The sequence below is a fragment of the Enterobacter sp. K510 genome, assembly GCF_055804875.1.
Map to the genome: position 1 here is coordinate 328,840 of NZ_JBNRLQ010000006.1, position 26,169 is coordinate 355,008.

Consider the following 26,169-nt stretch of genomic DNA (forward strand, 5'->3'; position numbering starts at 1 on the left):
CGCTCCAGTCGATGTGGCGTCCTGAGATAAAACGTGTTAGCCGAACAGCGCCATCTGCTTGTCGAACCAGGCGTGCATAAAGCGCCGCGTGGAGACACCGCGCTGACAGGCGCTGGTGAGATGTTCATCCGCGCTGCGCAGATGATCGCGCAGCCGCTGATGCACCGCTTCCGCGCCGAGCATCGCCACCAGCGTCGATTTGCCGTGATCTTTATTCACATCTTTGCCGGTGCCGTTCAGGCCGTCGGCCAGATCGTCCAGCAACTGGAACGCCTGCCCCAGATCCTGCGCAAAGCAGCGCAACCGCTGACGCGCCTGCGGCGGGGCATCGGCGACGATCGCCGCCATTTGCAGCGTGGCGTCGAACAGACGGCTGGTTTTCAGTTCATTGGCGAGCAGGATCGCTTCGGCGCTGCGCGTCCCGGCACCCTCGTGCAGATCGAGATACTGCCCCTGTACCAGTCCCTGTAACCCGACGGCGGTGGAGAGTTCCGCCACCGCCAGGGTTTTGCAGGCAGGCGACAGCGACTGGGCTTCCGCCACCACGCCAAAGGCGCGGCTGAGCAGCGCCACGGCGGCGAGGATAGCGACGTTTTCGCCATACTGGCGGTGGATCGTCGGGCGGCCGCGACGCAGCAGCGCATTGTCCATACAGGGGATATCGTCGAGCATCAGCGACGCGGCGTGCACCATCTCCACCGCGCAGGCGAGATCGAGCAGGCCTGGCTGATCGGCATGACAGCCGAGGTCGCGCGCTGCCAGCACCAGCAGCAACGGGCGTACCCGTTTGCCCGCCACCAGCGTGCCTTCGCGCATCGCCGTATAGACCAGATCCTGCTGCTGGCCCGCAGGCAACAGCTGATCGAGGCGGATTTGCAGCGCCTCGCGCAGCGCCTGTAACTCATCTTCATGGTTCAGGCAGTTATCGGCGTTAACCTTCATCGTTACGGTCATGGTTCCTCGTCGTGGCGGTATGATGCGAATGGCGCATGTGACGGCTGCCATTGAGCCGTCATAATCTGACCAGGAACTTTTGCAGCCTGAACAGCCGCTTGCCTGTTTATTTGCATCCTGCTTTGTCTGAAAAGCGTAGCGCACTCTACAGATATTTGCTTTTACGCAACGCCTTCATCACAACTATTTACCTTGATTTAACAATGCACGGCTACGCCAGCAGTTCCCGCAGCAGCGCCATCACCTGATCCACCTCCGCAGCGGAGAGCGCGCCGTCTTTGGCGAAGCGCACCCGTCCGCCCTTATCCAGCACCACCACGGCGGAGCCGCCCGGTTGCAGTTGCCAGGCGCGCAGTACCGAACCGCGATCGTCCACCACAAACTGCGCCGTCGGGGTTTCCCGTTTGCTCTCCTCCAGACTGCGCCGCACGAACAGCGCGCTGCCGGGGATGGCGTCATCGGTATTGACGATGGTGGTGACCGCAAACCGGCTGGCGGGCAGCCCCGCTTTGCCGATAGCGTCGATCAGCGCGGCATTCTGATCTTTGGCGGAGAGTCGCCCTGCCATATGCAGCACCACGCCCACTTTCCCGCCGAGGCGCGCGCTGTTCCACACCTGATAGCGGATCGCCTCCTGCTGAAGCTGCAACTCGCCGCGATCTGCCACCCCCACCGGCGGCACGCGTTCCCCTTCCACAAAGTTATGGGCTGAGGCGAAAAAAGGTAGCCCGCCCGTCAGCAACACTATCGCCGCGCGTAAGGTCATTGGGTTCTCCGGTCACTGTTCATCAGCATGAAGTATAAGACGACATGGCGGAATGCCCTCTTCCGCTAAGTCGCCCCTTACGGAATGCTCTACACTTCTTTCTAATCAATGCCAACCGAAGGAAATTGTGATGAGCATCATAAAAAGTTACGCCGCGCCTGAGGCCGGTGCCGATCTGGAACTACATGAATTTGATGCGGGTGAACTGCTGCCGGCTGACGTTGAAGTTCAGGTTGATTACTGCGGTATCTGCCACTCTGATTTATCCATGATCGATAACGAGTGGGGCATGTCGCAGTACCCGCTGGTTGCCGGTCATGAAGTGATTGGCCGCGTGGTGGCCCTTGGCCGCGATGCGCAGGACAAGGGTCTGAAAGTGGGCCAGCGCGTGGGTATCGGCTGGACGGCGCGCAGCTGCGGGCACTGCGATGCCTGTATCAGCGGCAACCAGATCAACTGTCTGGAAGGCGCGGTGCCGACCATTTTAAACCGTGGCGGTTTTGCCGATAAAATTCGCGCCGACTGGCAATGGGTGATCCCGCTGCCGGACAGCATTGATATTGAAACCGCAGGCCCGCTGCTGTGCGGCGGTATCACGGTATTCAAACCGCTGCTGATGCACCATGTCACCGCTACCAGCCGCGTCGGCGTGATCGGTATCGGCGGTCTGGGCCATATCGCCATTAAACTGCTGCGCGCCATGGGCTGCGAAGTGACGGCGTTCAGCTCCAACCCGGCGAAAGAAGCAGAAGTGCGCGGCTTTGGCGCAGATAAAGTGGTGAACAGCCGCGATCCGGAAGCCCTGAAAGCGCTGGCCGGTCAGTTTGATCTGATCATCAATACCGTTAACGTCGATCTGGAATGGCAGCCGTACTTTGAAGCCCTGGCCTATGGCGGCAACTTCCACACCGTTGGCGCGGTGCTGAAACCGCTGCCGGTGCCGGCGTTTACGCTGATTGGCGGCGACCGCAGCATCTCCGGCTCTGCCACAGGTACGCCGTACGAACTGCGTAAGCTGATGAAATTTGCCGGTCGTGCGCAGGTGGCACCGACCACCGAGCTGTTCCCGATGTCAAAAATTAATGAAGCGCTGCAACATGTGCGTGACGGCAAAGCCCGTTATCGCGTGGTGTTAAAAGCGGATTTTTAAAGGGTAAAACGCCCGGCGGCGCGTAGCTTGCCGGGCCTGCGTATTCAGACCTTCTTCAGAGCAGCAAAGACTTCAGCCACTGCGACCGCGCCCGGATCGGTCACCCCTTCCAGGTTTTCGCGGTTGACGTAAGACGAGCGTCCCGCCCCCGCTTTTTGCATCGACGCAGTACTTTCCGCGCCCTTTTTCGCCGCACTAATGGCCGCCGTCAGATCCTGATCGCGCAGCGCTTCCAGCGCCGGTTGCAGCGCGTCAATCAGCGTGCGATCGCCCAGATCGGCCCCGCCGTAATGCTTCATCTGCTTCAGCCCTTTTAACAGCGCTTCCGGCAGCGGCTGCCCGTCGTGGATCGCCTGTCCGGCGGCGGTGAAAAAGATCGACATCAGCACGCCGCTGGAGCCGCCCATCACCGTCGCAAGGCGCTCGCCCACCAGTTGCAGCAGTTGCGCGGTGTTGTTAAGCGGCAGCTTGCCGTCCGCCAGCAGCTGCGCCACGTCCCGCGCCCCTTCGGCAAAGGTCGAGCCGGTATCGCCGTCGCCTACTTTGGCGTCCAGTGCGTTCAGGCGGTTCTCAAGGTTAATCAGCGTGTCGGTGGCGGTTTTCACCAGCGCCTTCACCTGTGGATTATCCGACGGCTGAATTTCCAGGCTGTCGTGAATGGCGTTGTGGCTGACGGTGCGCATCGGCGCGAAGACCACCGGTTTCTGCCAGCCGACGGTCTCGACATCAGCGCACAGCGCCTGTTCAAAGGTGTCGTTCAGGCGCAGCAGCGACAGCGAAAACCCTTTCATATCCAGCGAGCTGACCAGCGGCGCGGGGCCGACCAGATAGGCGATCTGATCTTTTAATGCCGAGTGCGCCAGCTCTTTGGTGAGCAGCGCCATCTCCAGCGCGGAGACGCCGCCGAGGTTGTTGATCAGCACCGCCACGCGGTCATTGCCCGCCTTCTCTTTTAACGGGCCGACCAGGGTGTCGATGAGTTTTTTGCTGTTGTGCGAATCCACCGTTGTGGCACCGGGTTCACCGTGAATGCCGAGGCCGAGTTCCACCTGACCGCGCTGAATGCGGTTTTCCTCTTCGCCGTCGCTGCCCGGCAGGTTGCAGGTTTCCATCGCCAGCCCGAGGCTCCAGACGTTGTCGCAGGCCTGCTGCGCGAGTTCGCGCACTTCGCTGAGGGATTTGCCCTGTTCGGCGGCGAAACCCGCCACTTTATGCACCAGCGCCGTACCGGCGATGCCGCGCGGCTGTTTGTTATCCGGCAGCGCGATGTCATCGGCGACAATCACCATTTCCACTTTCAGGCCGTAGCGCTTGGCTTTCTCCGCTGCGAGGCCGAAGTTCAGGCGGTCGCCTGTGTAGTTTTTGACGATCAGCAGGCAGCCGCGATCGCCGGTCACTGCGACAATGGCGTTCAGTACCGCGTCCACGCTTGGCGAGGCAAAGACATCGCCGCAAACGGCAGCGGTGAGCATCCCTTTGCCGACAAAGCCCGCATGGGCCGGTTCGTGGCCGGAGCCGCCGCCGGAGATCACCGCCACACGGCTTTTACTCCAGTCGCTGCGGGCGACCACGCGGATGGCAGGATCAATATCAAGGCGGACAAGGTTGGCGTGAGGGGCGGAGATGACAAGGCCTTCAATGGCGTCGTTGACCAGCTGCTTGCGGTCATTAAAGAAAAATCTGGACATAACTACCTGATAATTTAGTTAACCGTATGCATAGCATAGTCTGCGTAGCAGAGAACGTCGCAAAGTACAGAATTATCGGGGGGGAAATGTCCCCTCTCCAGGGCGGAGAGGGGATGACTTATCAGGAGCGCCGCAGCATCAGCCACAGACTGATGGCAAAGAACGAGGCGCTGGGCAGCAGCGCGCCGATAATCGGCGGGATGCCGTACACCAGGGTCAGCGGGCCGAAGATCTGATCCAGTACATAGAACACGAAGCCGAAGCTGATACCGGTCACCACACGCACGCCCATCGGCACGCTGCGCAGCGGGCCAAAGATAAACGACAGCGCCATCAGCATCATCACCGCCACCGACAGCGGCTGGAAGATCTTGCTCCACATGTTCAGTTCATAGCGCCCGGAATCCTGGCCGCTGGACTTGAGGTATTTCACATAATCCCGCAGGCCGGTGATCGACAGCGCATCCGGATCCAGCGCCACCACGCCCAGCTTGTCCGGCGTCAGGTTAGTTTTCCAGGTGCCGCTCACCGTCTGCGAGCCGGTAACCTGTTTCGGATCGGTCAGATTAGATTCATCCACCTGCGATAAACGCCACACTTTGGCATTGGGATCGAAAGTGGCGGAAGCCGCGTAACGCACCGACTGCAAACGACGCTGATCGTTAAAGCCATAGATGCTGACGCCGCCAAGGGAGGCATCGCCGGTGACGCGCTCAATATAAACAAAGTTATTGCCGTCTTTCGCCCATAAGCCCTGCTGGGTGGAAAGCAGCGAGCCGCCGTACAGCTGCTGCGCGCGGTAGTTACGCGCCATCTGCTCGCCCTGCGGGGCGACCCATTCGCCGATGGCCATGGTCAGCAGCACCAGCGGGATAGCGGTTTTCATCACTGACAGCGCCACCTGCATACGGGTAAAGCCGGAGGCCTGCATCACCACCAGCTCGCTGCGCTGCGCCAGCATCCCCAGCCCCAGCAGCGCGCCTAACAGCGCCGCCATCGGGAAGAAAATCTGAATATCTTTCGGGATACTGAGCACGGTATACATGCCCGCGCCCAGCGCGTCGTAGCTGCCCTGCCCGGCGCGCTTGAGCTGGTCGACAAATTTAATAATTGCGGAAAGCGACACCAGCATGAACAGCGTCATCATGATGGTGGTGAAAATGGTTTTACCGATATAGCGGTCGAGTACGCGAAATGCCTGCATTATACCGCTCCTTTACGCGTGAAACGGGCGCGCAGACGGCGCATCGGCACCGTGTCCCAAAGGTTCAGACCAATCGCCAGCGCCAGATACAGCAGGTTGACGGCCCACATCCAGATCAGCGGATCGATTCGCCCTTTCGCCGCGTTCGACTTCAGCGAGGTTTGCAGCAGGAAGAACACCAGATAGAGCAGCATGGCGGGCAGCATCGACAGCACGCGGCCCTGACGCGGGTTAACCACCGACAGCGGCACCACCATCAGCGCCATCATAAAGACGGTGAAGATCAGCGTTAAGCGCCAGTGCAGCTCGGCGTTGGCACGTTTGTTATCGGTGTTGAGCAGCGTACGCATGTCCATCTGCTCGGTATCGTCCGGATCCAGCGCCACGGCCTGATGGCCGATAATCGCCTGATAGTCCTGGAAGTCGGTGATACGGAAGTCGCGCAGCATCGCCGTGCCTTCAAAGCGCGTGCCCTTATTAAGCGTCACTACCTGCGAGCCGTCTTTTTTCTGCGACAGCTCGCCGGAATCCGCCACCACCACTGACGGGCGGGCATTGCCTTTCGGGCGGATCTGCGCAAGGAAGACGTCGTTAAAGCGGCTGCCGTCCACGCTTTCAATAAAGAGTACGGAGTTGCCGTCGGTGGCTTGCTGGAACTGGCCCTGCGCCAGCGCCGCCATGCCAGGGTTGGCTTTGGCTTCCGCCAGCACCTCATCCTGATGACGCGCCGACCACGGCCCGGCCCACATGACGTTAACCGCCGCCACGATACCGGTCAGCAGCGCGAGGATCATCGCGGCTTTCACCAGCACGGCCTTGCCCAGGCCGCAGGCATGCATCACCGTAATTTCGCTGTCGGTGTAGAGTTTACCCAACGTCATTAACAGCCCGAGGAACAGGCTGAGCGGCAGGATCAGCTGCGCCATTTCAGGCACGCCTAAGCCCAGTAAAGAGAGCACCAGGTTTGTCGGGATCTCACCGTCCACCGCCGCGCCGAGGATCCTGACCAGCTTCTGACAGAAGAAAATCAGAAGCAGGATGAATAGGATCGCCAACTGGCTTTTGAGCGTCTCCCGCACCAAATATCTTATGATTATCACTTTAAATACGCCCGTAAAAACCCGTTTTTTGCAGGAAAATCGCTTGTTTCATGGCTTAAACGTCATTTATTCTCTTGAGTCGTTGAAATCATCGCTAAGATAACAAAACTCAGCGGATTCGCGGTTTAGAATAAGTTCTGACGTGTTGAACCGTAATAACGTTAAGATTAACACGAAGTCACCGCAACAGCGGACATGAGTTACGAAAGCTTGCAATTCTATCCGTAGCCATGGCTGTTGTCTTTAAGATTCAGGAGCGTAGTGCATGGAGTTCAGTGTAAAAAGCGGTAGCCCGGAGAAACAGCGGAGTGCCTGCATCGTTGTTGGCGTATTTGAACCACGCCGACTTTCTCCCATCGCCGAACAACTCGATAAAATAAGCGATGGCTATATCAGCGCGCTGCTGCGTCGCGGCGAACTGGAAGGCAAACCGGGACAAACGTTATTGCTTCACCATGTTCCTAATGTGCTTTCCGAACGTATTCTGCTGATCGGCTGTGGTAAAGAGCGCGAGCTGGATGAGCGTCAGTATAAGCAGGTCATTCAGAAAACGATAAATACCCTGAATGATACCGGCTCCATGGAAGCGGTCTGCTTCCTGACCGAACTGCACGTTAAAGGCCGCAATACGTACTGGAAAGTACGCCAGGCGGTGGAGACGGCAAAAGAGACGCTGTACAGCTTCGATCAGCTGAAAACCACAAAAAGCGAGCCGCGCCGTCCACTGCGTAAAATGGTGTTCAACGTGCCGACCCGCCGTGAACTGACCAGCGGCGAGCGCGCTATTCAGCACGGACTGGCGATTGCCGCCGGTATTAAAGCGGCGAAAGATCTCGGCAATATGCCGCCAAACATCTGTAATGCCGGTTATCTGGCTTCCCAGGCGCGCCAGCTGGCGGACTCCTTCAGCCAGAACGTCGTCACCCGCGTGATTGGCGAGCAGCAGATGCGCGAGCTGGGTATGCACTCTTATCTGGCGGTGGGTCAGGGTTCCCAGAATGAATCCCTGATGTCCGTTATCGAATACAAAGGCAGCAGCGACGAAGACGCGCGTCCGATTGTGCTGGTGGGTAAAGGCCTGACCTTTGACTCCGGCGGTATCTCCATCAAACCTGCCGAAGGCATGGACGAGATGAAGTACGACATGTGCGGCGCGGCGGCGGTGTACGGCGTCATGCGGATGGTGGCGGAACTCCAGCTGCCGATTAACGTCGTGGGCGTGCTGGCGGGCTGTGAAAACATGCCTGGCGGGCGCGCTTATCGTCCGGGTGATGTGCTGACCACTATGTCCGGTCAGACGGTGGAAGTCCTGAACACCGACGCCGAAGGCCGCCTGGTGCTGTGCGACGTGCTGACCTACGTTGAACGTTTTGATCCGGAAGCGGTGATCGACGTGGCGACCCTCACCGGCGCCTGTGTCATCGCGCTGGGCCATCACATCACCGGTCTGTTGTCGAACCACAATCCGCTGGCGCACGAACTGATCAGCGCCTCCGAACAGGCGGGCGACCGCGCGTGGCGTCTGCCGATGGCCGATGAGTTCCAGGAACAGCTGGAATCTAATTTTGCCGATATGGCGAACATTGGCGGCCGTCCTGGCGGGGCGATCACCGCGGGCTGCTTCCTGGCGCGCTTCACCCGTAAATATAACTGGGCGCACCTGGACATCGCCGGCACCGCATGGCGCTCCGGCAAAGCCAAAGGCGCGACCGGTCGTCCGGTGGCGCTGCTGTCGCAGTTCCTGCTCAATCGCGCGGGTTTTAACGGCGACGAGTGATGTAAAGTGCCGGGTGGCGGCTTCGCCTTACCCGGCCTACACGCCACTCAACCGTAGGCCGGGTAAGCGTGCGCCACCCGGCTTCACATTTAAATCCATCAAAGAAGCCCCATATCATGAAAAACGCGACGTTCTACCTTCTGGACAATGACGACACCGTAGATGGCCTCAGCGCCGTTGAACAACTGGTGTGTGAAATTGCCGCGGAACGTTGGCGCAACGGCAAGCGCGTGCTGATCGCCTGCGAGGATGAGCAACAGGCGATCCGTCTTGACGAGGCCCTGTGGGCGCGTCCGGCGGAGAGTTTTGTGCCGCATAATCTGGCGGGTGAAGGACCACGGGGCGGCGCGCCGGTGGAGATCGCCTGGCCGCAAAAACGCAACAGCAGCCCGCGCGATCTGTTAATCGCTTTACGCGTTAACTTTGCAGATTTTGCCACCGCTTTCACAGAAGTGGTAGACTTCGTCCCCTACGAAGAAACTTTGAAACAACTGGCTCGCGAGCGCTATAAAGCCTATCGCCTGGCTGGTTTTAACCTGAATACGGCAACCTGGAAATAATGGAAAAGACATATAACCCACAAGATATCGAACAGCCGCTTTACGAGCACTGGGAGCAGCAGGGCTATTTCAAACCGAATGGCGATGAAAGCCAGGAAAGCTTCTGCATCATGATCCCGCCGCCGAACGTCACCGGCAGTTTGCATATGGGTCACGCCTTCCAGCAAACCATCATGGATACCCTGATCCGCTACCAGCGTATGCAGGGCAAAAATACCCTGTGGCAGGTGGGTACCGACCACGCCGGTATCGCCACGCAGATGGTGGTTGAGCGCAAAATTGCCGCCGAAGAAGGTAAAACCCGCCACGATTATGGCCGCGATGCCTTTATCGAAAAAATCTGGCAGTGGAAAGCGGAATCCGGCGGCACTATTACCCGTCAGATGCGTCGCCTCGGTAACTCCGTGGACTGGGAGCGCGAGCGCTTCACCATGGACGAAGGCCTGTCCAACGCCGTAAAAGAAGTCTTCGTGCGCCTGTATAAAGAAGATCTGATTTACCGTGGCAAACGCCTGGTAAACTGGGATCCGAAACTGCGCACCGCGATTTCCGATCTGGAAGTGGAAAACCGCGAGTCGAAAGGCTCCATGTGGCACATCCGCTATCCGCTGGCTGACGGCGCGAAAACTGCTGACGGTAAAGATTACCTGGTGGTCGCCACTACCCGTCCGGAAACCCTGCTGGGCGATACCGGCGTGGCGGTTAACCCTGAAGATCCGCGTTATAAAGATCTGATCGGCAAATTCGTCATGCTGCCGCTGGTGGATCGTCGCATCCCGATTGTCGGCGATGAGCACGCGGACATGACCAAAGGCACCGGCTGTGTGAAGATCACCCCGGCGCACGATTTTAACGACTACGAAGTGGGTCGTCGTCACCAGCTGCCGATGATCAACATCCTGACCTTTGACGGCGACATTCGTGACGTAGCCGAAGTGTACGACACCAAAGGCAACGAATCCGACGTTTACTCAGGCGCGATCCCGGCGCAGTTCCAGAAGCTGGAACGTTTTGCTGCCCGTAAAGCGGTAGTGGCGGCGGTTGACGCCCTCGGCCTGCTCGAAGAGATCAAACCGCACGATCTGACCGTGCCTTACGGCGACCGCGGCGGCGTGGTGATCGAGCCGATGCTGACCGACCAGTGGTATGTCCGTGCCGACGTGCTGGCGAAACCGGCGGTGGAAGCGGTAGAAAACGGCGATATCCAGTTTGTGCCGAAGCAGTACGAAAACATGTACTTCTCCTGGATGCGCGACATTCAGGACTGGTGTATCTCCCGCCAGCTGTGGTGGGGTCACCGTATTCCGGCATGGTACGACAACGACGGCAACGTCTACGTTGGCCGCAGCGAAGAAGAAGTGCGCAGCGAAAACAACCTCTCTGCGGACGTTGCCCTGCGCCAGGACGAAGACGTGCTGGACACCTGGTTTTCCTCCGCGCTCTGGACCTTCTCCACCCTCGGCTGGCCGGAAAACACTGACGCGCTGCGCCAGTTCCACCCGACCTCCGTGATGGTGTCCGGCTTCGACATTATCTTCTTCTGGATCGCGCGCATGATCATGATGACCATGCACTTCATCAAAGATGAAAACGGCAAGCCGCAGGTACCGTTTAAAACCGTCTATATGACCGGTCTTATCCGCGATGACGAAGGCCAGAAGATGTCCAAATCCAAGGGCAACGTCATTGACCCGCTGGATATGGTGGACGGGATCTCCCTGCCGGATCTGCTGGAAAAACGCACCGGCAACATGATGCAGCCGCAGCTGGCGGAAAAAATCGCTAAGCGTACCGAGAAACAGTTCCCGGACGGCATCGAGCCGCACGGCACCGACGCCCTGCGCTTTACCCTGGCGGCGCTGGCCTCTACCGGCCGCGACATCAACTGGGACATGAAGCGCCTGGAAGGTTACCGTAACTTCTGTAACAAACTGTGGAACGCCAGCCGCTTTGTGCTGATGAACACCGAAGATCAGGATTGCGGCTTCAACGGCGGCGAACTGACGCTGTCGCTGGCGGATCGCTGGATCCTCGCCGAGTTCAACCGTACGGTGAAAGCCTACCGTGAAGCGCTGGACAGCTACCGCTTTGATATCGCCGCGGGCATTCTGTACGAGTTCACCTGGAACCAGTTCTGCGACTGGTATCTGGAGCTGACCAAGCCGGTAATGAACGGCGGTTCCGAAGCGGAACTGCGCGGCACGCGTAATACGCTGGTGACGGTGCTGGAAGGTCTGCTGCGTCTGGCGCACCCGATTATTCCGTTCATCACCGAAACCATCTGGCAGCGCGTGAAAGTGCTGAAAGGCATTACCGCCGACACCATCATGCTGCAACCCTTCCCGCAGTTTGATTCGGCACTGGCAGACGACGCGGCGCTGGCGGATACCGAGTGGCTGAAACAGGCGATTGTCGCGGTGCGTAACATCCGCGCTGAGATGAACCTCTCCCCTGCTAAACCGCTGGCGCTGCTGCTGCGCGGTTGCAGCGATGAGGTTATCCGTCGCGTGACGGAAAACCGCAGCTTCCTGCAAACCCTGGCGCGCCTGGAAAGCATCACCGTGCTGCCTGCTGACGACAAAGGGCCGGTATCGGTCACCAAAATCGTTGACGGTGCCGAACTGTTGATCCCGATGGCGGGTCTGGTGGACAAAGCCGCAGAGCTGGAGCGTCTGGCAAAAGAAGTGGCGAAGATCGAGCAGGAAATCGCGAAAATCGAAAGCAAACTGGGTAACGAAGGTTTTGTGGCGCGCGCGCCGGAAGCCGTGGTTGCCAAAGAGCGCGAACGTCTGGACGGATTTGCCCAGGCCAAAGCGAAGCTGATTGAGCAACAGGGCGTGATCGCCGCGCTGTAAGCGGTTCATCGTGAATAAAAAACCGGGCCGCTGCGCCCGGTTTTTTATGCCTTTTATTGCGTGGCGTTGCGGATGGTCTCCAGCCGCTCCTGCATCGCCGGATGCGTGCTGAGCCAGTCCGGGATCGCCCACTTATCGTCATCCTTGCCCTGCTCGCCCAGCGCGGTGAAAATTTGCAGCATCGCGCTTAACGGTCGTCCCTGGCGCTGCATTTCCGCCAGCGCAAAGCGATCCGCTTCGCTCTCCATACTGCGTGAGAAGCGCATCTCGTTCACCAGCACCGCTGACTGCAACAGGGTATCGCCGATGCCGCTGACGTCGCCCATCACCCACATCAGGGTGATGGAGATCAGCGATGAGCGCACCACCATCTGCATTGAATGCCGGTAACGGTAATGGCCGATCTCATGCAGCATTACGGCGGCCAGCGCATCGTCGCTTTTCGCCAGCCGCACCAGCTGGTCGCTGAGCATCATGGTGCCATCCGGCAGCATTAACGCATTCGCCCCGAGCGGGAAATGCATGATGCGCAGGCGCAGGCCCGTCTGATCGCGCATATCCTGCGGGATCACCGTCCGGAACAGCGTCTGCAACTGCTGCTGGCGCGCCGCGCTCAGTTTGCTCTCCGTCAGGCCCTGCTCTTCCAGATAAGCGGCGCTGTAGCGGCCAAGCTGCTGCTCAACGCTCACCGGTAATTGATGGGCGATAACGCCGCTCAGCCACGGCAGTAGCACCCAGACGTAAAATACCCCCACCAGCACGGTGGCGAGCAGCATCGCCACCACGCCGCGTTTGTGCTGCTCTAAGCGGTGGACCAGCCCCGGACGCCGGTGGCGGAAATACCACTGGCGAAACGCCTTATCGTCACCCGGCGCAAAACGGCCGCCGTCGGCAAAGGTGAGCGACAACGGAATATCTCCCAGCGCCTCTGACACGGTCAGCGCCGCCAGCGGGTACGTCTCGTCGCCGCTATCCCGGTGCAGCGTCACCGCCCCGTCATGCAACGTCAGACGGGCCGCCTCACGGGCAGCCCGACCGGGATACTGATAAAAGCCGCTGAGATCACAGCCCGACATTGATATCCAGCGCCTGCACCAGCTCTTCCGTCACGGCAGCGGGAGCCTGTTCACCGTGGGCGCGTACGGTCAGCAGATCCAGATCCCCTTCCACCTCCAGCGTTTGCAGCAGGTAACGCGCATGACGCACATGAGCAAACGGCGAGGCAATGCCTAAAGAGAAGATAACGATCAGCGCATTGGTGAACAGCAGGCCGAGGTAGGAGGTGAATTTCATGCTGGAGTGCAGACGCAGCGCGCCGCCGTTCAATGTGGTCTGATTTGCCACGTAATTACGGTGCGCCACAATCAGCCAGGCCGCCGCCATCATGCCGCCTGCCAGCGCCACCACATAAGCCAGAATAATCAGGCCTATATTGCTCAGCACCATCATGGCGATCGCATCTTCAGAACCACCGTAGACGCTCGCCTGCATAATGGAGTAAAACATTTTGGCGAAGATCAGCCCAAGAATAATCAGCACCGGCACCACAAAGAGCGCGGCTTTAAAGGCCATTTTGACAAAGGCGTCTTTATTCATGTCGCCTTTGAACGCGGCATCGCCAAAGAAAAGGTTGTTCACGTAGAGGTCGTAAGTCAGCGCGGAATTAATCCCTTGAATGAGGATCGCGCCCGGCACAAAAATCACCACCATCAGCAGAATACCCAGCATCGGGTTGGTGAAAAAATTCACCAGCGACACGATAACAATCAGCGCCGCGAAAGCCAGCAGCGGGAAGCCGAGGAATACCCAGTAGGCGCGACCAACGCGGCAGAGGTAGTTAAAACGCACGCCGCGGTAGCTGGACATAATGGCATTGAAGCGCCAGCTGCGGATAATAATCCACGGCAGCAACGCAATAAACGCCAGCATGATCACCATTCCCAGCACTTCACTTGCCATGAAACAGAGGTAGAAAATAACGATGCCAACAAAGGCGATGATACGACCGACCAGAATTTGCATCGGACGGGCATGATAATCAAAGCGATCGCCCGCCAGTTCGGTATTGCCATAAAAATAACGGTAGGTTCTGACTTTTGCCCAGGCCGAATATATGCCGAGGGTAATAACAGACAAGAAGATATTCACCAGCCATATTGTAAAATAGTTGCCGCCATCCCCGTGAAACTTGATTTGATGACGCTGTGTTTTAGTTAAGGAATCCATACTTTTTCGTCCTGAAATGAATGATTAAAACCCTTATTACAAGGGGTAATTAACGTCACGCAGCACAATGTACTGCGCTGAACTTCATTGCCGTATACCGGCAATAAAATGGAAAAGTGTTAATGCAGGCTTTTATTTTTCATCCCGCGAGGTCTGTTTTATAGTGGGGGCTTGTCCAAAGACTTTTACTGTCCCACGTTTCCAGGTTATCCCATGCAGAATAATGCACTCAGTATGACAGGCGAATTACGGCTTCGCCCTCTCCAGGAAAAAGATAATCCGGCCATTGCCCGCGTGATCCGCGAGGTTTCGGCTGAATTCGGACTCACGGCGGATAAAGGCTACACCGTGGCCGATCCTAATCTGGACGCGTTGTTCCAGCTCTACAGCCAGCCACGCCATGCTTACTGGGTGGTGGAGCAGGACGGCCAGGTAGTGGGGGGCGGTGGTATCGCGCCGCTGACCTGTAGCGATCCGGACATTTGCGAACTGCAAAAAATGTATTTCCTGCCGGGCATTCGCGGTAAAGGCCTGGCGCGCCAGCTCGCCCTTTCTGCCCTGGATTTCGCCCGTGAGCAGGGTTTTACCCGCTGCTACCTCGAAACCACGGCCTTTCTGAAAGACGCCATTGCCTTATATGAGCGTCTGGGCTTTGCGCATATCGACGCGCCGCTGGGCTGCACCGGGCACGTGGACTGCGAAGTCCGCATGCTGAAGACGCTGTGACGACACTTCCCCTCATCCGGAATGAGGGGAATTTAAACCGGCACGCCGCTGTGAAAGCGGAACTCCGTATCCGGCGTCGAAATCAATGCCGCTTCCACCTCGCCAAAATGCCGGATGCGGGGCGTAATATCTTCCGCAGAAACCTGCTGCGCCAGCGTCAGATAATCTTCGTAATGGCGCGCCTCCGATCGCAGCAGCGACAGGTAAAATTTCTGCAAATCCTCATCCAGAAAGGGCGCCAGGGCGGCAAAACGTTCGCAGGAGCGCGCTTCGATATAGGCCCCGCAAATCAGTTTATCGATCAGCGTTAGCGGCTCGTGCGTGCGCACAGCTTTCAGCATCCCTTTGGCATACCGGCTGGCGGTGATTTTGACGTAGGGGATGTTACGCAACATCATCGCTTCGCGCACCTGCCAGAAATGGTGCAATTCTTCTTTAATCAGCAGCACCATACTGTCGATGAGCATCCGCCCCCAGGGATCGTCCGTCTGCGGCATCACGCTTTTGCCAATCTGCTTATGCAGGGCGAGGAAATCCGGCTCCGGCCCTTCGCGGAAGGTAAAGGCTTCATAGGGTTTAAGCCAGTCGAGCAGCGTGTCGCCGCCGCTTTTGTCCGCCACGTATTTGCGTACCAGCAGCATGGCCGTTTGCGCCGCCTTCAGTTCGCAAACCAGGTGATCGGTTAACAGCAGCGGCAGATTAGCCGGATCGCGCGCGCGATCGATCCACGCCTGCGGCGTCGGGCAGTGCAGAAACTGGTGTATCGGGGAGAGTATGTGCGGGTAATCCATGGAAATCCTTGCTGTGCGGCAGCGGGCGCCGCCGCACGTCTTACTTAGTGGCGAACGCCGTCGTCGTCTTCGTCCAGCAGATCTTCATCGTCGTCGCCTTCTTCGCCGTTAGGATCCTCGTAGTAGGTGCCCCAGCCGTCGTATTCAACGTCGAATTTTTCTGCCAGCGTCATCAGTTGCTCAACCTGCGCATCAATCAGCTCTGCCTTGAGTGCGGATTCGCTGAGGATGTCACAGCAGATCACCACTTCGCCTTCTTCCACTTCCAGCTCTTCCGGCTCGGTGACTTCATAACCCAGTTTGAACGCCTCGACCGCCACTTTCTCCAGCGTTTCGAAATCGTCAGCGGAAAGATGATGCTCGATGGTGTACAGCGCGTCAGGATCGCTGCCGTCTTCCAGCAGTTCTTCAATAATCAAACGCGTTTCTTCGCGTTGCTCTTCCAGTTGCTCCGGGTTTGCCATGGATCGTTCCTCATAATGTGCGGCAGATACTCTTATTTTCACACACCGCTGACAATGCCTCCACTCCTGACCGAAAAGATTTGTTAAACAGGGTTGCAAATGAATATTTACACATATAAAGTGAATTTTAATTCAATAAGTGGCCTAAGCCATGTGAGGGAAATATGTCTGCATTATTCCGGAAGCACTTTCTTAAACTGCTCGATTTTACACCCGCTGAAATCCACACCCTGCTGGCGCTCGCCGCACAACTGAAAGCCGATAAGAAAAAAGGTAAAGAAGTACAGAAGCTTACTGGTAAAAACATCGCGCTCATCTTCGAAAAAGACTCAACCCGCACCCGATGCTCTTTCGAAGTTGCCGCATTTGACCAGGGCGCGCGCGTCACCTATCTCGGCCCTGCCGGTAGTCAGATTGGGCATAAAGAATCAATTAAGGATACCGCCCGCGTGCTGGGACGCATGTACGACGGCATTCAGTACCGGGGTTTCGGGCAGGAAGTTGTTGAAACGCTGGCAGAATATGCTGGCGTGCCGGTATGGAACGGCCTGACCAACGAATTCCACCCGACGCAATTGCTGGCGGATCTGCTCACCATGCAGGAGCATCTGCCGGGCAAAGCCTTTAATGAGATGACGCTGGTATATGCCGGTGATGCGCGTAACAACATGGGCAATTCGATGCTGGAAGCGGCCGCGCTGGTTGGCCTGGATCTGCGTCTGGTCGCGCCCAAAGCCTGCTGGCCGGACGCGAGCCTGGTGGCCGAGTGCACGGCGCTGGCGGTGAAAAACGGCGGCAATATCACGCTGACGGAAGATGTCGCCGCGGGCGTGAAAGGCGCTGACTTTATCTATACCGACGTCTGGGTATCGATGGGCGAAGCCAAAGAGAAGTGGGCGGAGCGCATTGCACTACTGCGCGGCTACCAGGTGAACCGCCAGATGCTGACGCTGACCGGCAATTCGCAGGTGAAATTCCTGCACTGCCTGCCCGCGTTTCATGACGATCAGACCACGCTCGGCAAGCAGATGGCGGAGACCTATGGCCTTCGTGGCGGCATGGAAGTCACCGACGAGGTGTTTGAATCGGCAAACAGCGTGGTGTTTGATCAGGCGGAAAACCGTATGCACACCATTAAAGCGGTGATGGTGGCGACCCTGGCGGAATGATGTATCGCCCGGCGGCGCAAGCTTGCCGGGCCTACGATTACCATCGATGTTGAAGATGTTGTAGGCCGGGTAAGGCGTAGCCGCCACCCGGCAAATCAGTGAACCATCCGCACCGTAGGCCGGGTAAGGCGTAGCCGCCACCCGGCAAAACAGTGAACCATCCGCACCGTAGGCCGGGTAAGGCGCAGCCGCCACCCGGCAACACCATTATGCCACCAGCAGTTTCACCACCACTTTACGCACCGGCGCGGCCTCGCCTACGGCGCACAGCGGTTTATGCACTTCCCCCGGATAGAACACCACAAAATCCCCTTCGCTCAGCACCACCGTTTTTTCCTGCTCGCCTGCCGGTAAAAACGCGATGTCCTTATCCGCCAGCCAGTCGGTATCCGGCGTACCGTTCGGCAGGGTGCTGAAGGTCATTCCTTCCTGCCCCTTCAGCACGATCTGAATATCCAGATAGCGCGCGTGATACTCGGCGCGGCGCTCGGCGAACGGCTGCGTCATATCGTCAGACACCAGATAAAACAGGCGCGAGCCATCAATATCATGCTTCCCGGTCGGGGTTGCGTCCGTAACGTGCTGCTTAACGTAGTCGATAGCCTGTGCCAGTTCCTGCGGCAGCCAGGACTGAAGATTATGGATGTTGCCAACGATCATGATGAACTCCTCACATAAAACACCGTTTCATTTTTATGTGTTATACGAAAAATCCTTTTGCTGCACCACCTCTAAATGGAAAAGGTTTGCGATAACGCATGTTTATCGGCAAGCCTGTTACCAGACTGTTAACGCTGCGTCCTGGCATATGCAGTAATACTGCATAACTTTTTGCGCCGGCTTTGCGCCTTGCTCTGCAACCTGCTGAAAATACTGTGCTTATCAAAAAAACCACTTCCCGCTCACACTTTGCCGTACGGCATATTCAGGCGCACGATTTCATATTTATTTTTTAATTCGACTTAATGCCGCAATAATTTATTAGCCATTTTGCATAGTCATGCGAAAACATATATTTTATCCATAAATTTCAACAGGATAGACAAAGAAGAATTAATAACCCAACGTACAAAATATTAACAACCAAAAATAATGACAGCAATTAATGCGTAGCAATGCACCGCTTTAAAATAGCCATTTGAGTATTCTCTGATGCCCGTCATGCAATAAGAAATAAACCTCAGCAGTGCCGGTTTCACGTGAGCAATATCACATTATTAATAGCGACAGCCATTAGTATTACCGCCGAATTCACCTGAACACGAAGGGTTATGAAAATAGTCTTTTCATAACGCTGGCCCCTTTATTTCTAAAAAAGTGCAAGGAATAAATATGGAAAAGCATTATGTCGGTTCTGAAATTGGCCAATTGCGTAGCGTGATGTTGCATCGCCCCAATCTTAGCCTGAAAAGACTGACGCCATCGAATTGCCAGGAGTTGTTATTTGATGACGTGTTATCGGTTGAGCGTGCAGGCGAGGAGCACGATATTTTTGCCACTACGCTGCGCGATCAGGGCGTGGAAGTGTTACTGCTCACCGATCTGCTCACCCAGACGCTGGACGTCCCGGACGCCAAAGGCTGGCTGCTGCAAACCCAGGTGTCGGATTACCGCCTCGGGCCTGCCTTTGCCGCCGACGTGCGCGGCTGGCTGGCGGATATGCCGCATCGCGAACTGGCGCGACGTTTAAGCGGCGGCCTGACCTACGGCGAAATACCGGCCTTTATCAAAAATATGGTGGTGGATACCCATCCGGCGAATGACTTTATTATGAAGCCGCTGCCTAACCATTTATTTACCCGCGATACCTCCTGCTGGATCTATAACGGCGTGTCTATTAACCCGATGGCGAAACCGGCGCGTCAGCGGGAAACCAATAATCTGCGCGCAATTTATCGCTGGCATCCACAGTTTGCCGACGGCGATTTTATTAAATATTTCGGCGATGAAAACATTAATTATGACCATGCCACCATCGAAGGCGGTGACGTATTAGTCATTGGCCGCGGCGCGGTATTAATCGGTATGTCGGAACGCACCACTCCGCAGGGGGTGGAATTCCTCGCCAGCGCCCTGTTTAAACATCGCCAGGCCGAGCGGGTGATCGCCGTGGAACTGCCGAAGCACCGCTCCTGTATGCACCTCGATACCGTGATGACCCATATCGACGTCGATACCTTCTCCGTCTACCCGGAAGTGGTGCGCAAAGACGCCCAGTGCTGGACGCTGACCCCGGACGGACGCGGCGGCATCAGCCGTTTACAGGAGCCTGGCCTGTTGCCTGCACTGGAAAAAGCCCTGGGCGTGACGCAGATCCGCCTGATCACCACCGGCGGCGACGCCTTTGAAGCGGAGCGCGAGCAGTGGAACGACGCCAATAACGTGCTGACCCTGCGCCCCGGCGTGGTGGTGGGCTATGAACGCAACATCTGGACCAACGAAAAATACGATAAGGCAGGCATCACCGTGCTGCCGATCCCCGGCGACGAACTGGGCCGCGGTCGCGGCGGCGCGCGCTGCATGAGCTGCCCGCTTGAACGCGACGGCATTTAAGGAGACGCCCATGCAACTGAAACCCACTCTCGTCGTCGCCCTCGGCGGCAATGCGCTGTTAAAACGCGGCGAGCCGCTGGAAGCCGACATTCAGCGCAAAAATATCCTGCTCGCGGCGCAGACCATCGCCCGACTGACTCATGACTGGCGCGTGGTGCTGGTGCACGGCAACGGGCCGCAGGTTGGCCTGCTGGCGCTGCAAAACAGCGCCTATGACAAGGTTACGCCCTACCCGCTGGATGTGCTGGGCGCGGAAAGCCAGGGAATGATCGGCTACATGCTGCAACAGGCGCTGAAAAACCTGCTGCCGCAGCGGGAGATCAGCGTGCTGCTCACGCAGGTGGAAGTGGACGCTGCCGATCCGGCCTTCCGCCAGCCGACCAAATACATCGGCCCGGGGTATGACGAAGCCCAGGCCGCCGCGCTGAAAGCGGAAAAAGGCTGGACCTTCAAAGCCGACGGGAATTATTTCCGCCGCGTGGTGCCCTCGCCGCAGCCCCGGCGCATCGTCGAGCGCGATGCCATTAACGCGCTGATCGGCCGTGACCATCTGGTGATCTGCAACGGCGGCGGCGGCGTGCCGGTGGTGGAGAAAGCCGACGGCTACCACGGCATCGAGGCGGTGATCGACAAAGATCTCTCCGCGGCTCTGCTGGCGCGGCAGATCGAAGCCGATGCGCTGCTGATCCTCACCGACGCCGATGCGGTCTATGTCGGCTGGGGCACGCCAGCCCAGCGCCCGCTCACCCAGGTCACGCCAGAACAGCTTAACGGAATGACCTTTGATGCCGGATCCATGGGACCGAAAGTCGCCGCCTGTTGCCGTTTTGTCGACGAGTGCCACGGCATCGCCGGGATAGGCGCGCTGACGGACGGCCCGGCGATCCTCGCCGGTGAGAAAGGTACGTTGATCCGGCATTAATTTTGAGTCCTTTTGCCTGATGGCGCTGCGCTTATCAGGCCTACAGACCGTAGGCCGGATAAGGCGAAGCCGCCATCCGGTGCAAATAAACACGAAAAGGAATTAGCTATGTCCCACTCCCTGAAAAACCGCAATTTCCTCAAGCTGCTGGACTACACCCCGGCGGAGATCCAGTCGCTTATCGATCTGGCTATCGAACTGAAAGCCGCCAAAAAAGCCGGACGTGAAAAGCCAACCCTGACCGGGAAAAACATCGCGCTGATTTTTGAAAAAACCTCCACCCGCACCCGCTGCGCCTTTGAAGTGGCGGCCTTCGATCAGGGCGCGCAGGTCACCTATATCGGCCCGTCCGGTTCGCAGATCGGCCACAAAGAGTCGATGAAAGACACCGCCCGCGTGCTGGGCCGCATGTATGACGGCATTGAATACCGCGGCTACGGACAGGCCATTGTGGAAGAGCTGGGCGAGTTCGCGGGCGTGCCGGTATGGAACGGCCTGACCAACGAATTTCACCCCACGCAGATCCTCGCCGACCTGATGACCATGCTGGAACACGCGCCGGGCAAAACCCTGCCGGAACTAAGCTTCGCCTATCTGGGGGATGCCCGTAACAACATGGGCAACGATCTGATGGTGGGCGCGGCGAAAATGGGCATGGACATCCGTCTGGTGGCGCCCCGCGCCTTCTGGCCGGAAGAGGCGCTGGTGGCGCAGTGTCGCGCTATCGCCAGTGAAACCGGCGCGCGCATCATGCTGACGGAGGACGTCGAAGAAGGCGTCAACGGCGTTGATTTTCTCTACACCGACGTCTGGGTGTCGATGGGCGAACCGAAAGAGGCCTGGGCCGAGCGCGTCAGCCTGATGAAACCTTATCAGGTCAACAGCGCCGTCGTGAAAGCCACCGGTAATCCGCACGTCAAATTTATGCACTGCCTGCCCGCGTTCCACAACGAGCACACCACCATGGGCCGGGAAATCGAAATCGCCTACGGGCTGAAAGGGCTGGAAGTCACCGAAGAGGTGTTTGAGTCGGCGAACTCCATCGTTTTCGACGAAGCAGAAAACAGAATGCACACCATTAAAGCGGTCATGGTGGCGACACTCGGCGAGTAATTATCCGGGCGCGCCGGTGAACTGGCGCGCCCGCACAGGGAGATCACCCCATGGGCAAATTCAAATTTCCTTCCGCTTACACCATTTTATTTATCCTCATCGCGCTGGTCGCCGCCCTGAGCTGGATCGTCCCCGCCGGGCAGTATCAGATGATGATGAACGAGACCCTCGGCAAAGAAGTGCCGGTGGCCGGCACCTACGCGCAGGTCGCCGCCCATCCGCAGGGGCTGGTTGCCGTGCTGATGGCCCCCATCGGCGGGCTGTACGATCCCATCACCGGCCAGGCGGGCGCGATAGACGTGGCGCTCTTTATTCTGATCATCGGCGGCTTTCTGGGGATCGTCACCAAAACCGGGGCGATCGATGCCGGGATCGCCCGCGTCACCCTGAAACTGCACGGCCACGAAGAGTGGATGATCCCGATCCTGATGGGCCTGTTCGCTGCGGGCGGCACCATCTACGGCATGGCGGAAGAGTCGCTGCCGTTTTACACCCTGCTGGTGCCGGTGATGCTGGCGGCGCGTTTTGATCCGGTGGTGGCTGCTTCAACCATTCTGCTTGGCGCGGGGATCGGCACGCTCGGATCCACCATCAATCCCTTTGCCACGGTGATCGCCGCCAACGCCGCCGGGATCCCCTTTACCAACGGCATCTTACTGCGCGTGCTATTGCTGGCGGTAGGCTGGCTGATCTGCGTGGCCTGGGTGATGCGTTATGCGCGTAAAGTACGCCTGGATCCGGCCTGCTCGATCGTGGCTGATAAGATTGACGAAAACCGCGCGCATTTTCTTGGCGATAAGCCGCAGGAGATGCTGGAATTCACCCCGGTGCGCAAACTTATCCTCGTGATCTTCGCCCTCGCCTTCGCAGTGATGATCTACGGCGTGGCGGTGCTCGGCTGGTGGATGGCGGAGATCTCGGCGGTGTTTCTGGCGGCGGCGATTATCGTCGGGCTGATCGCCCGCATGAGCGAAGAGGAGCTGACCTCCACCTTTATCAACGGCGCGCGGGATCTGCTCGGCGTGGCGCTGATCATCGGCATCGCGCGCGGCATCGTGGTGATCATGGACAAAGGCATGATCACCCATACCATTCTGCACAGCGCCGAAGGGCTGGTGAGCGGGCTGTCCACCGTCGCCTTTATCAATGTCATGTACTGGCTGGAAGTGGTGCTCTCTTTTCTGGTGCCGTCGTCCTCGGGTCTGGCGGTGCTGACCATGCCGATCATGGCCCCGCTGGCGGATTTCGCTAACGTCAATCGCGATCTGGTGGTTACGGCCTACCAGTCCGCCTCCGGCATTGTGAATCTGATCACACCCACCTCTGCCGTTGTGATGGGCGGCCTGGCCATTGCGCGCGTACCTTATGTGCGTTACCTGAAGTGGGTTGCGCCCTTGCTGTTGATCCTGACGGTGGTGATCACCGTTGTGTTAAGTCTTGGCGCCCTGCTCTAGTTTTCGCCGGATGGCGCGCGCCACCGGGCATTTTGGCAACTAACTGGAATAAAACGATGAAGGAATACGCAGAATGCACCGCCAGAGAGCAACTTCAGCTCGCTGTCTGCCAGCGTCTTATTGTGGAGAAAAGCTATTTATCGCAGGAGGCGATCCGCCGCGATTTACAGCTGCATGGTTTTGACAGCATCAGTCAGTCCACCGTTTCGCGGCTGTTAAAGCTGCTGGGCGTGATAAAAATTCGCAACGCGAAAGGACAAAAGATTTATTCCGTGAATCCACAGTTACGCCCGGCACCCGATGCCGCGCGATCCGTGTCGGAAATGGTGGTCAGCGTCGAACACAACAGCGAGTTTATCCTTATCCATACCGCCGCCGGATACGGGCGCGCCGTCGCCAGGATACTGGATTACCATGCGATCCCGGACATCCTTGGCGTGGTGGCGAGCAGCAGCATTGTCTGGGTCGCGCCACGGGATGTGTCGCGCACGGCGCTGGTGCACAAGCGCGTTAATTATCTATTAAGAATGCATTAATATGCAAAATAACCGTTTGCCTTATACAAATCGTGCATTGAATCACTTGATCCGCAAAAGCAGCTGAGTATAATGCCGGGCAATTTGCCGGGAGGAAAGCATGGTCAACTGCGTACGACATCGCGTCTTACCGCGTCTGAAAACAGACGCAGGCCTGCCGTTTTTCTTCCCGTTGCTCACGATATTCACAGCCCCTCTTATTGAGGGGCTTTTTTTTGCGCAGGCGTCAGGAGAGAACGATGGCTAATCCGCTCTATCAAAAACATATCATTTCCATAAATGATCTCAGTCGCGAAGAACTGGAACTGGTGCTGGCAACCGCCGCCAGACTGAAGGCCACGCCGCAACCGGAGCTGCTGAAGCACAAAGTGATCGCCAGCTGCTTTTTTGAGGCCTCCACGCGCACCCGCCTCTCTTTTGAAACCTCCATGCACCGCTTAGGGGCCAGCGTGGTGGGCTTCTCCGACAGCAGCAACACGTCGCTTGGCAAAAAAGGCGAAACGCTGGCGGACACCATTTCGGTGATCAGCACCTATGTCGATGCGATTGTCATGCGCCACCCGCAGGAGGGCGCGGCGCGGCTGGCGACGGAGTTTTCCGGCGGCATTCCGGTGCTCAACGCCGGGGATGGCTCCAACCAGCATCCGACGCAAACCCTGCTCGATCTGTTCACCATCCAGGAAACCCAGGGCCGCCTGGAAAATCTGAATATCGCGATGGTCGGCGATCTGAAATATGGCCGCACCGTGCACTCGCTGGCGCAGGCGCTGGCGAAATTCAGCGGCAACCGCTTCCTGTTTATCGCGCCTGCCGCGCTGGCGATGCCGCAGTACATTCTTGATATGCTCGACGAAAAGGGCATTGCGTGGAGCGTGCACGGGAGCATCGACGAGGTGATGCCGGAAGTGGACATTCTCTATATGACCCGCGTGCAGAAAGAGCGCCTGGATCCGTCGGAATACGCCAACGTGAAGGCGCAGTTTGTACTGCGCGCCAGCGACTTAACGCATGCGCGCGCCAATATGAAAGTGCTGCACCCGCTGCCGCGCGTGGATGAGATCCACACCGATGTCGATAAAACCCCGCACGCCTGGTACTTCCAGCAGGCCGGTAACGGCATCTTTGCCCGCCAGGCGCTGCTGGCGCTGGTTCTTAATCGCGATTTGGTTCTGTAAGGAGCAATGAGATGACACACGATAACAAACTCCAGGTCGAAGCCATCAAACGCGGCACCGTGATTGACCATATCCCGGCGCAGGTGGGCTTTAAGCTGCTGACGCTGTTCAAGCTGACCGAAACCGATCAGCGCATCACCATCGGCCTGAATTTGCCGTCAGGCGAAATGGGCCGCAAAGATCTGATCAAAATCGAGAACACTTTTCTTACCGATGAGCAGGTGGATCAGCTCTCTTTATATGCGCCGGACGCGACGGTAAACCGCATTGATGAGTATGAAGTGGTGGGAAAATCGCGCCCGAAACTGCCGGAGCGCATCGACGCCGTGTTGGTGTGCCCGAACAGCAACTGCATCAGCCATGCCGAACCGGTTTTCTCCAGTTTTGCAGTAAAAAAACGCGCCAGCGACATCGCGCTCAAATGCAAATACTGTGAAAAAGAGTTTTCCCATTATGTGGTGCTGGCCAGCTAATTGAGGTTGGTAATGGGTTCTGCGCTGCCTATAATGGCGCGGAACCCCTTATTTTCGCTGTTATTCAGGAGAAATCATGACTAAAACCATCGCGACGGAAAATGCACCAGCAGCCATTGGTCCTTATGTTCAGGGTGTTGATCTGGGCAGTATGATCATCACTTCCGGGCAGATCCCGGTGGATCCGAAAACCGGCACCGTGCCGGACGACGTTTCCGCCCAGGCGCGTCAGTCGCTGGAAAATGTGAAAGCTATCGTTGAAGCAGCGGGCCTGAAAGTGGGCGACATCGTGAAAACGACAGTGTTTGTGAAAGATCTGAACGATTTCGCCACCGTTAACGCCACCTATGAAGCGTTCTTTACCGAGCATAACGCCACCTTCCCTGCGCGGTCCTGCGTCGAAGTGGCGCGTCTGCCGAAAGATGTGAAGATTGAAATCGAAGCGATTGCGGTACGCCGTTAAAGCATCGTTGCCCGGCGGCGCTACGCTTGCCGGGCCTACGTCTAACCTGT

Annotated in this window: 26 protein-coding genes and 1 pseudogene; 16 read left to right on the top strand and 11 right to left on the bottom strand. The window is 57.7% G+C overall.

The window, feature by feature from the left end; all coding sequences use genetic code 11:
- Positions 1 to 36 precede the first annotated feature (36 nt).
- The gene (locus ACQUTD_RS13055) at positions 37 to 942 is read right to left on the bottom strand and encodes a polyprenyl synthetase family protein (RefSeq protein WP_072570811.1); all 906 of its coding nucleotides are present in this window, start codon (positions 940 to 942) and stop codon (positions 37 to 39) included.
- A gap of 223 nt (positions 943 to 1,165) precedes the next feature.
- Positions 1,166 to 1,720, bottom strand: a complete 555-nt coding sequence (locus ACQUTD_RS13060) for a YtfJ family protein (protein ID WP_318376075.1) — start codon at positions 1,718 to 1,720, stop codon at positions 1,166 to 1,168.
- Positions 1,721 to 1,850: 130 nt separating this feature from the next.
- On the opposite strand from ACQUTD_RS13060, the gene ahr reads away from it, so the two are divergent.
- Positions 1,851 to 2,870 (top strand): NADPH-dependent aldehyde reductase Ahr, encoded by a 1,020-nt coding sequence (gene ahr / locus ACQUTD_RS13065; RefSeq protein WP_072570377.1) that lies wholly within the window; start codon positions 1,851 to 1,853, stop codon positions 2,868 to 2,870.
- A gap of 44 nt (positions 2,871 to 2,914) precedes the next feature.
- Here ahr and ACQUTD_RS13070 read toward each other — a convergent pair whose 3' ends face one another.
- The 4 genes from ACQUTD_RS13070 to ACQUTD_RS13085 all read right to left on the bottom strand — a co-directional run bounded on the left by ACQUTD_RS13070 (position 2,915) and on the right by ACQUTD_RS13085 (position 6,975).
- The gene (locus tag ACQUTD_RS13070; RefSeq protein ID WP_473276490.1) at positions 2,915 to 4,558 is read right to left on the bottom strand and encodes a dihydroxyacetone kinase subunit DhaK; all 1,644 of its coding nucleotides are present in this window, start codon (positions 4,556 to 4,558) and stop codon (positions 2,915 to 2,917) included.
- A 121-nt stretch (positions 4,559 to 4,679) separates the two neighbouring features.
- Positions 4,680 to 5,762 carry an LPS export ABC transporter permease LptG gene (gene lptG, locus ACQUTD_RS13075; protein WP_318376073.1) on the bottom strand — a complete coding sequence of 361 codons (1,083 nt, stop codon included), beginning with the start codon at positions 5,760 to 5,762 and terminating at the stop codon, positions 4,680 to 4,682.
- Positions 5,762 to 6,862 carry an LPS export ABC transporter permease LptF gene (gene lptF / locus ACQUTD_RS13080; protein WP_072570374.1) on the bottom strand — a complete coding sequence of 367 codons (1,101 nt, stop codon included), beginning with the start codon at positions 6,860 to 6,862 and terminating at the stop codon, positions 5,762 to 5,764. Before lptF ends, lptG begins: the two co-directional genes overlap by 1 nt.
- Positions 6,863 to 6,924: 62 nt before the next feature.
- Positions 6,925 to 6,975: a hypothetical protein gene (locus tag ACQUTD_RS13085; RefSeq protein ID WP_212817365.1), complete on the bottom strand. Its 51-nt coding sequence runs from the start codon at positions 6,973 to 6,975 to the stop codon at positions 6,925 to 6,927.
- A 152-nt stretch (positions 6,976 to 7,127) separates the two neighbouring features.
- Between ACQUTD_RS13085 and pepA the strand changes: the two genes are divergently transcribed.
- The 3 genes from pepA (at position 7,128) to ACQUTD_RS13100 (ending at position 12,054) form a co-directional block, all read left to right on the top strand.
- Positions 7,128 to 8,639: a leucyl aminopeptidase gene (pepA, locus tag ACQUTD_RS13090; protein ID WP_072570373.1), complete on the top strand. Its 1,512-nt coding sequence runs from the start codon at positions 7,128 to 7,130 to the stop codon at positions 8,637 to 8,639.
- A gap of 116 nt (positions 8,640 to 8,755) precedes the next feature.
- Positions 8,756 to 9,199, top strand: coding sequence for a DNA polymerase III subunit chi (gene holC / locus ACQUTD_RS13095; protein ID WP_129361681.1), 444 nt, complete (start codon positions 8,756 to 8,758; stop codon positions 9,197 to 9,199).
- On the top strand, positions 9,199 to 12,054 hold the full coding sequence (locus tag ACQUTD_RS13100) for a valine--tRNA ligase (RefSeq protein ID WP_473276493.1): 2,856 nt from the start codon (positions 9,199 to 9,201) through the stop codon (positions 12,052 to 12,054). Before holC ends, ACQUTD_RS13100 begins: the two co-directional genes overlap by 1 nt.
- A 53-nt stretch (positions 12,055 to 12,107) precedes the next feature.
- Here the strand turns inward: ACQUTD_RS13100 and ACQUTD_RS13105 are convergent, their stop codons facing one another.
- Complete coding sequence (locus ACQUTD_RS13105; RefSeq protein WP_473276495.1) at positions 12,108 to 13,130, bottom strand: M48 family metalloprotease; 1,023 nt, start codon at positions 13,128 to 13,130, stop codon at positions 12,108 to 12,110.
- Positions 13,117 to 14,280, bottom strand: a complete 1,164-nt coding sequence (locus tag ACQUTD_RS13110) for a YjgN family protein (protein WP_072570369.1) — start codon at positions 14,278 to 14,280, stop codon at positions 13,117 to 13,119. The genes ACQUTD_RS13105 and ACQUTD_RS13110 overlap by 14 nt, the downstream gene beginning before the upstream one ends.
- 213 nt (positions 14,281 to 14,493) lie before the next feature.
- Here ACQUTD_RS13110 and ACQUTD_RS13115 point away from each other — a divergent pair, with 213 nt between their 5' ends.
- The gene (locus tag ACQUTD_RS13115) at positions 14,494 to 15,006 is read left to right on the top strand and encodes a GNAT family N-acetyltransferase (RefSeq protein WP_473276497.1); all 513 of its coding nucleotides are present in this window, start codon (positions 14,494 to 14,496) and stop codon (positions 15,004 to 15,006) included.
- 32 nt (positions 15,007 to 15,038) lie between these two features.
- Here the strand turns inward: ACQUTD_RS13115 and miaE are convergent, their stop codons facing one another.
- Positions 15,039 to 15,797, bottom strand: coding sequence for a tRNA isopentenyl-2-thiomethyl-A-37 hydroxylase MiaE (gene miaE, locus ACQUTD_RS13120; protein WP_318375046.1), 759 nt, complete (start codon positions 15,795 to 15,797; stop codon positions 15,039 to 15,041).
- A 44-nt stretch (positions 15,798 to 15,841) separates the two neighbouring features.
- Complete coding sequence (gene rraB, locus ACQUTD_RS13125) at positions 15,842 to 16,261, bottom strand: ribonuclease E inhibitor RraB (RefSeq protein WP_072570367.1); 420 nt, start codon at positions 16,259 to 16,261, stop codon at positions 15,842 to 15,844.
- Between the two features lie 99 nt (positions 16,262 to 16,360).
- On the opposite strand from rraB, the gene argL reads away from it, so the two are divergent.
- Positions 16,361 to 16,516, top strand: coding sequence for a putative translational regulatory protein ArgL (gene argL, locus ACQUTD_RS13130; protein WP_473276500.1), 156 nt, complete (start codon positions 16,361 to 16,363; stop codon positions 16,514 to 16,516).
- Positions 16,483 to 17,430 carry an ornithine carbamoyltransferase gene (argF, locus tag ACQUTD_RS13135; protein WP_473276535.1) on the top strand — a complete coding sequence of 316 codons (948 nt, stop codon included), beginning with the start codon at positions 16,483 to 16,485 and terminating at the stop codon, positions 17,428 to 17,430. Before argL ends, argF (ACQUTD_RS13135) begins: the two co-directional genes overlap by 34 nt.
- Before the next feature lie 207 nt (positions 17,431 to 17,637).
- Here argF (ACQUTD_RS13135) and ACQUTD_RS13140 read toward each other — a convergent pair whose 3' ends face one another.
- Positions 17,638 to 18,090 (bottom strand): YhcH/YjgK/YiaL family protein, encoded by a 453-nt coding sequence (locus tag ACQUTD_RS13140; protein ID WP_072570365.1) that lies wholly within the window; start codon positions 18,088 to 18,090, stop codon positions 17,638 to 17,640.
- A gap of 672 nt (positions 18,091 to 18,762) precedes the next feature.
- On the opposite strand from ACQUTD_RS13140, the gene arcA reads away from it, so the two are divergent.
- The 9 genes and pseudogenes from arcA (at position 18,763) to ridA (ending at position 26,119) form a co-directional block, all read left to right on the top strand.
- Complete coding sequence (gene arcA, locus ACQUTD_RS13145; RefSeq protein WP_473276502.1) at positions 18,763 to 19,983, top strand: arginine deiminase; 1,221 nt, start codon at positions 18,763 to 18,765, stop codon at positions 19,981 to 19,983.
- A 10-nt stretch (positions 19,984 to 19,993) separates the two neighbouring features.
- Positions 19,994 to 20,905 carry a carbamate kinase gene (gene arcC / locus ACQUTD_RS13150; protein WP_473276505.1) on the top strand — a complete coding sequence of 304 codons (912 nt, stop codon included), beginning with the start codon at positions 19,994 to 19,996 and terminating at the stop codon, positions 20,903 to 20,905.
- A gap of 108 nt (positions 20,906 to 21,013) precedes the next feature.
- Positions 21,014 to 22,018 carry an ornithine carbamoyltransferase gene (argF, locus tag ACQUTD_RS13155; RefSeq protein ID WP_473276507.1) on the top strand — a complete coding sequence of 335 codons (1,005 nt, stop codon included), beginning with the start codon at positions 21,014 to 21,016 and terminating at the stop codon, positions 22,016 to 22,018.
- A gap of 50 nt (positions 22,019 to 22,068) precedes the next feature.
- Positions 22,069 to 23,472, top strand: a complete 1,404-nt coding sequence (locus ACQUTD_RS13160; protein ID WP_473276509.1) for a YfcC family protein — start codon at positions 22,069 to 22,071, stop codon at positions 23,470 to 23,472.
- Between the two features lie 56 nt (positions 23,473 to 23,528).
- Positions 23,529 to 24,008: an arginine repressor gene (locus tag ACQUTD_RS13165; RefSeq protein ID WP_088220616.1), complete on the top strand. Its 480-nt coding sequence runs from the start codon at positions 23,529 to 23,531 to the stop codon at positions 24,006 to 24,008.
- A gap of 100 nt (positions 24,009 to 24,108) precedes the next feature.
- Positions 24,109 to 24,242: pseudogene (pyrL, locus tag ACQUTD_RS13170) on the top strand (pyr operon leader peptide); the annotation flags it as partial.
- A 5-nt stretch (positions 24,243 to 24,247) separates the two neighbouring features.
- A complete protein-coding gene (pyrB, locus tag ACQUTD_RS13175) occupies positions 24,248 to 25,183 on the top strand; it encodes an aspartate carbamoyltransferase (RefSeq protein WP_473276512.1) in 936 nt (311 codons plus the stop codon).
- Positions 25,184 to 25,194: 11 nt separating this feature from the next.
- A complete protein-coding gene (pyrI, locus tag ACQUTD_RS13180) occupies positions 25,195 to 25,656 on the top strand; it encodes an aspartate carbamoyltransferase regulatory subunit (RefSeq protein WP_072570357.1) in 462 nt (153 codons plus the stop codon).
- A gap of 76 nt (positions 25,657 to 25,732) precedes the next feature.
- A complete protein-coding gene (gene ridA, locus ACQUTD_RS13185; protein WP_072570356.1) occupies positions 25,733 to 26,119 on the top strand; it encodes a 2-iminobutanoate/2-iminopropanoate deaminase in 387 nt (128 codons plus the stop codon).
- Positions 26,120 to 26,169: the final 50 nt, after the last annotated feature.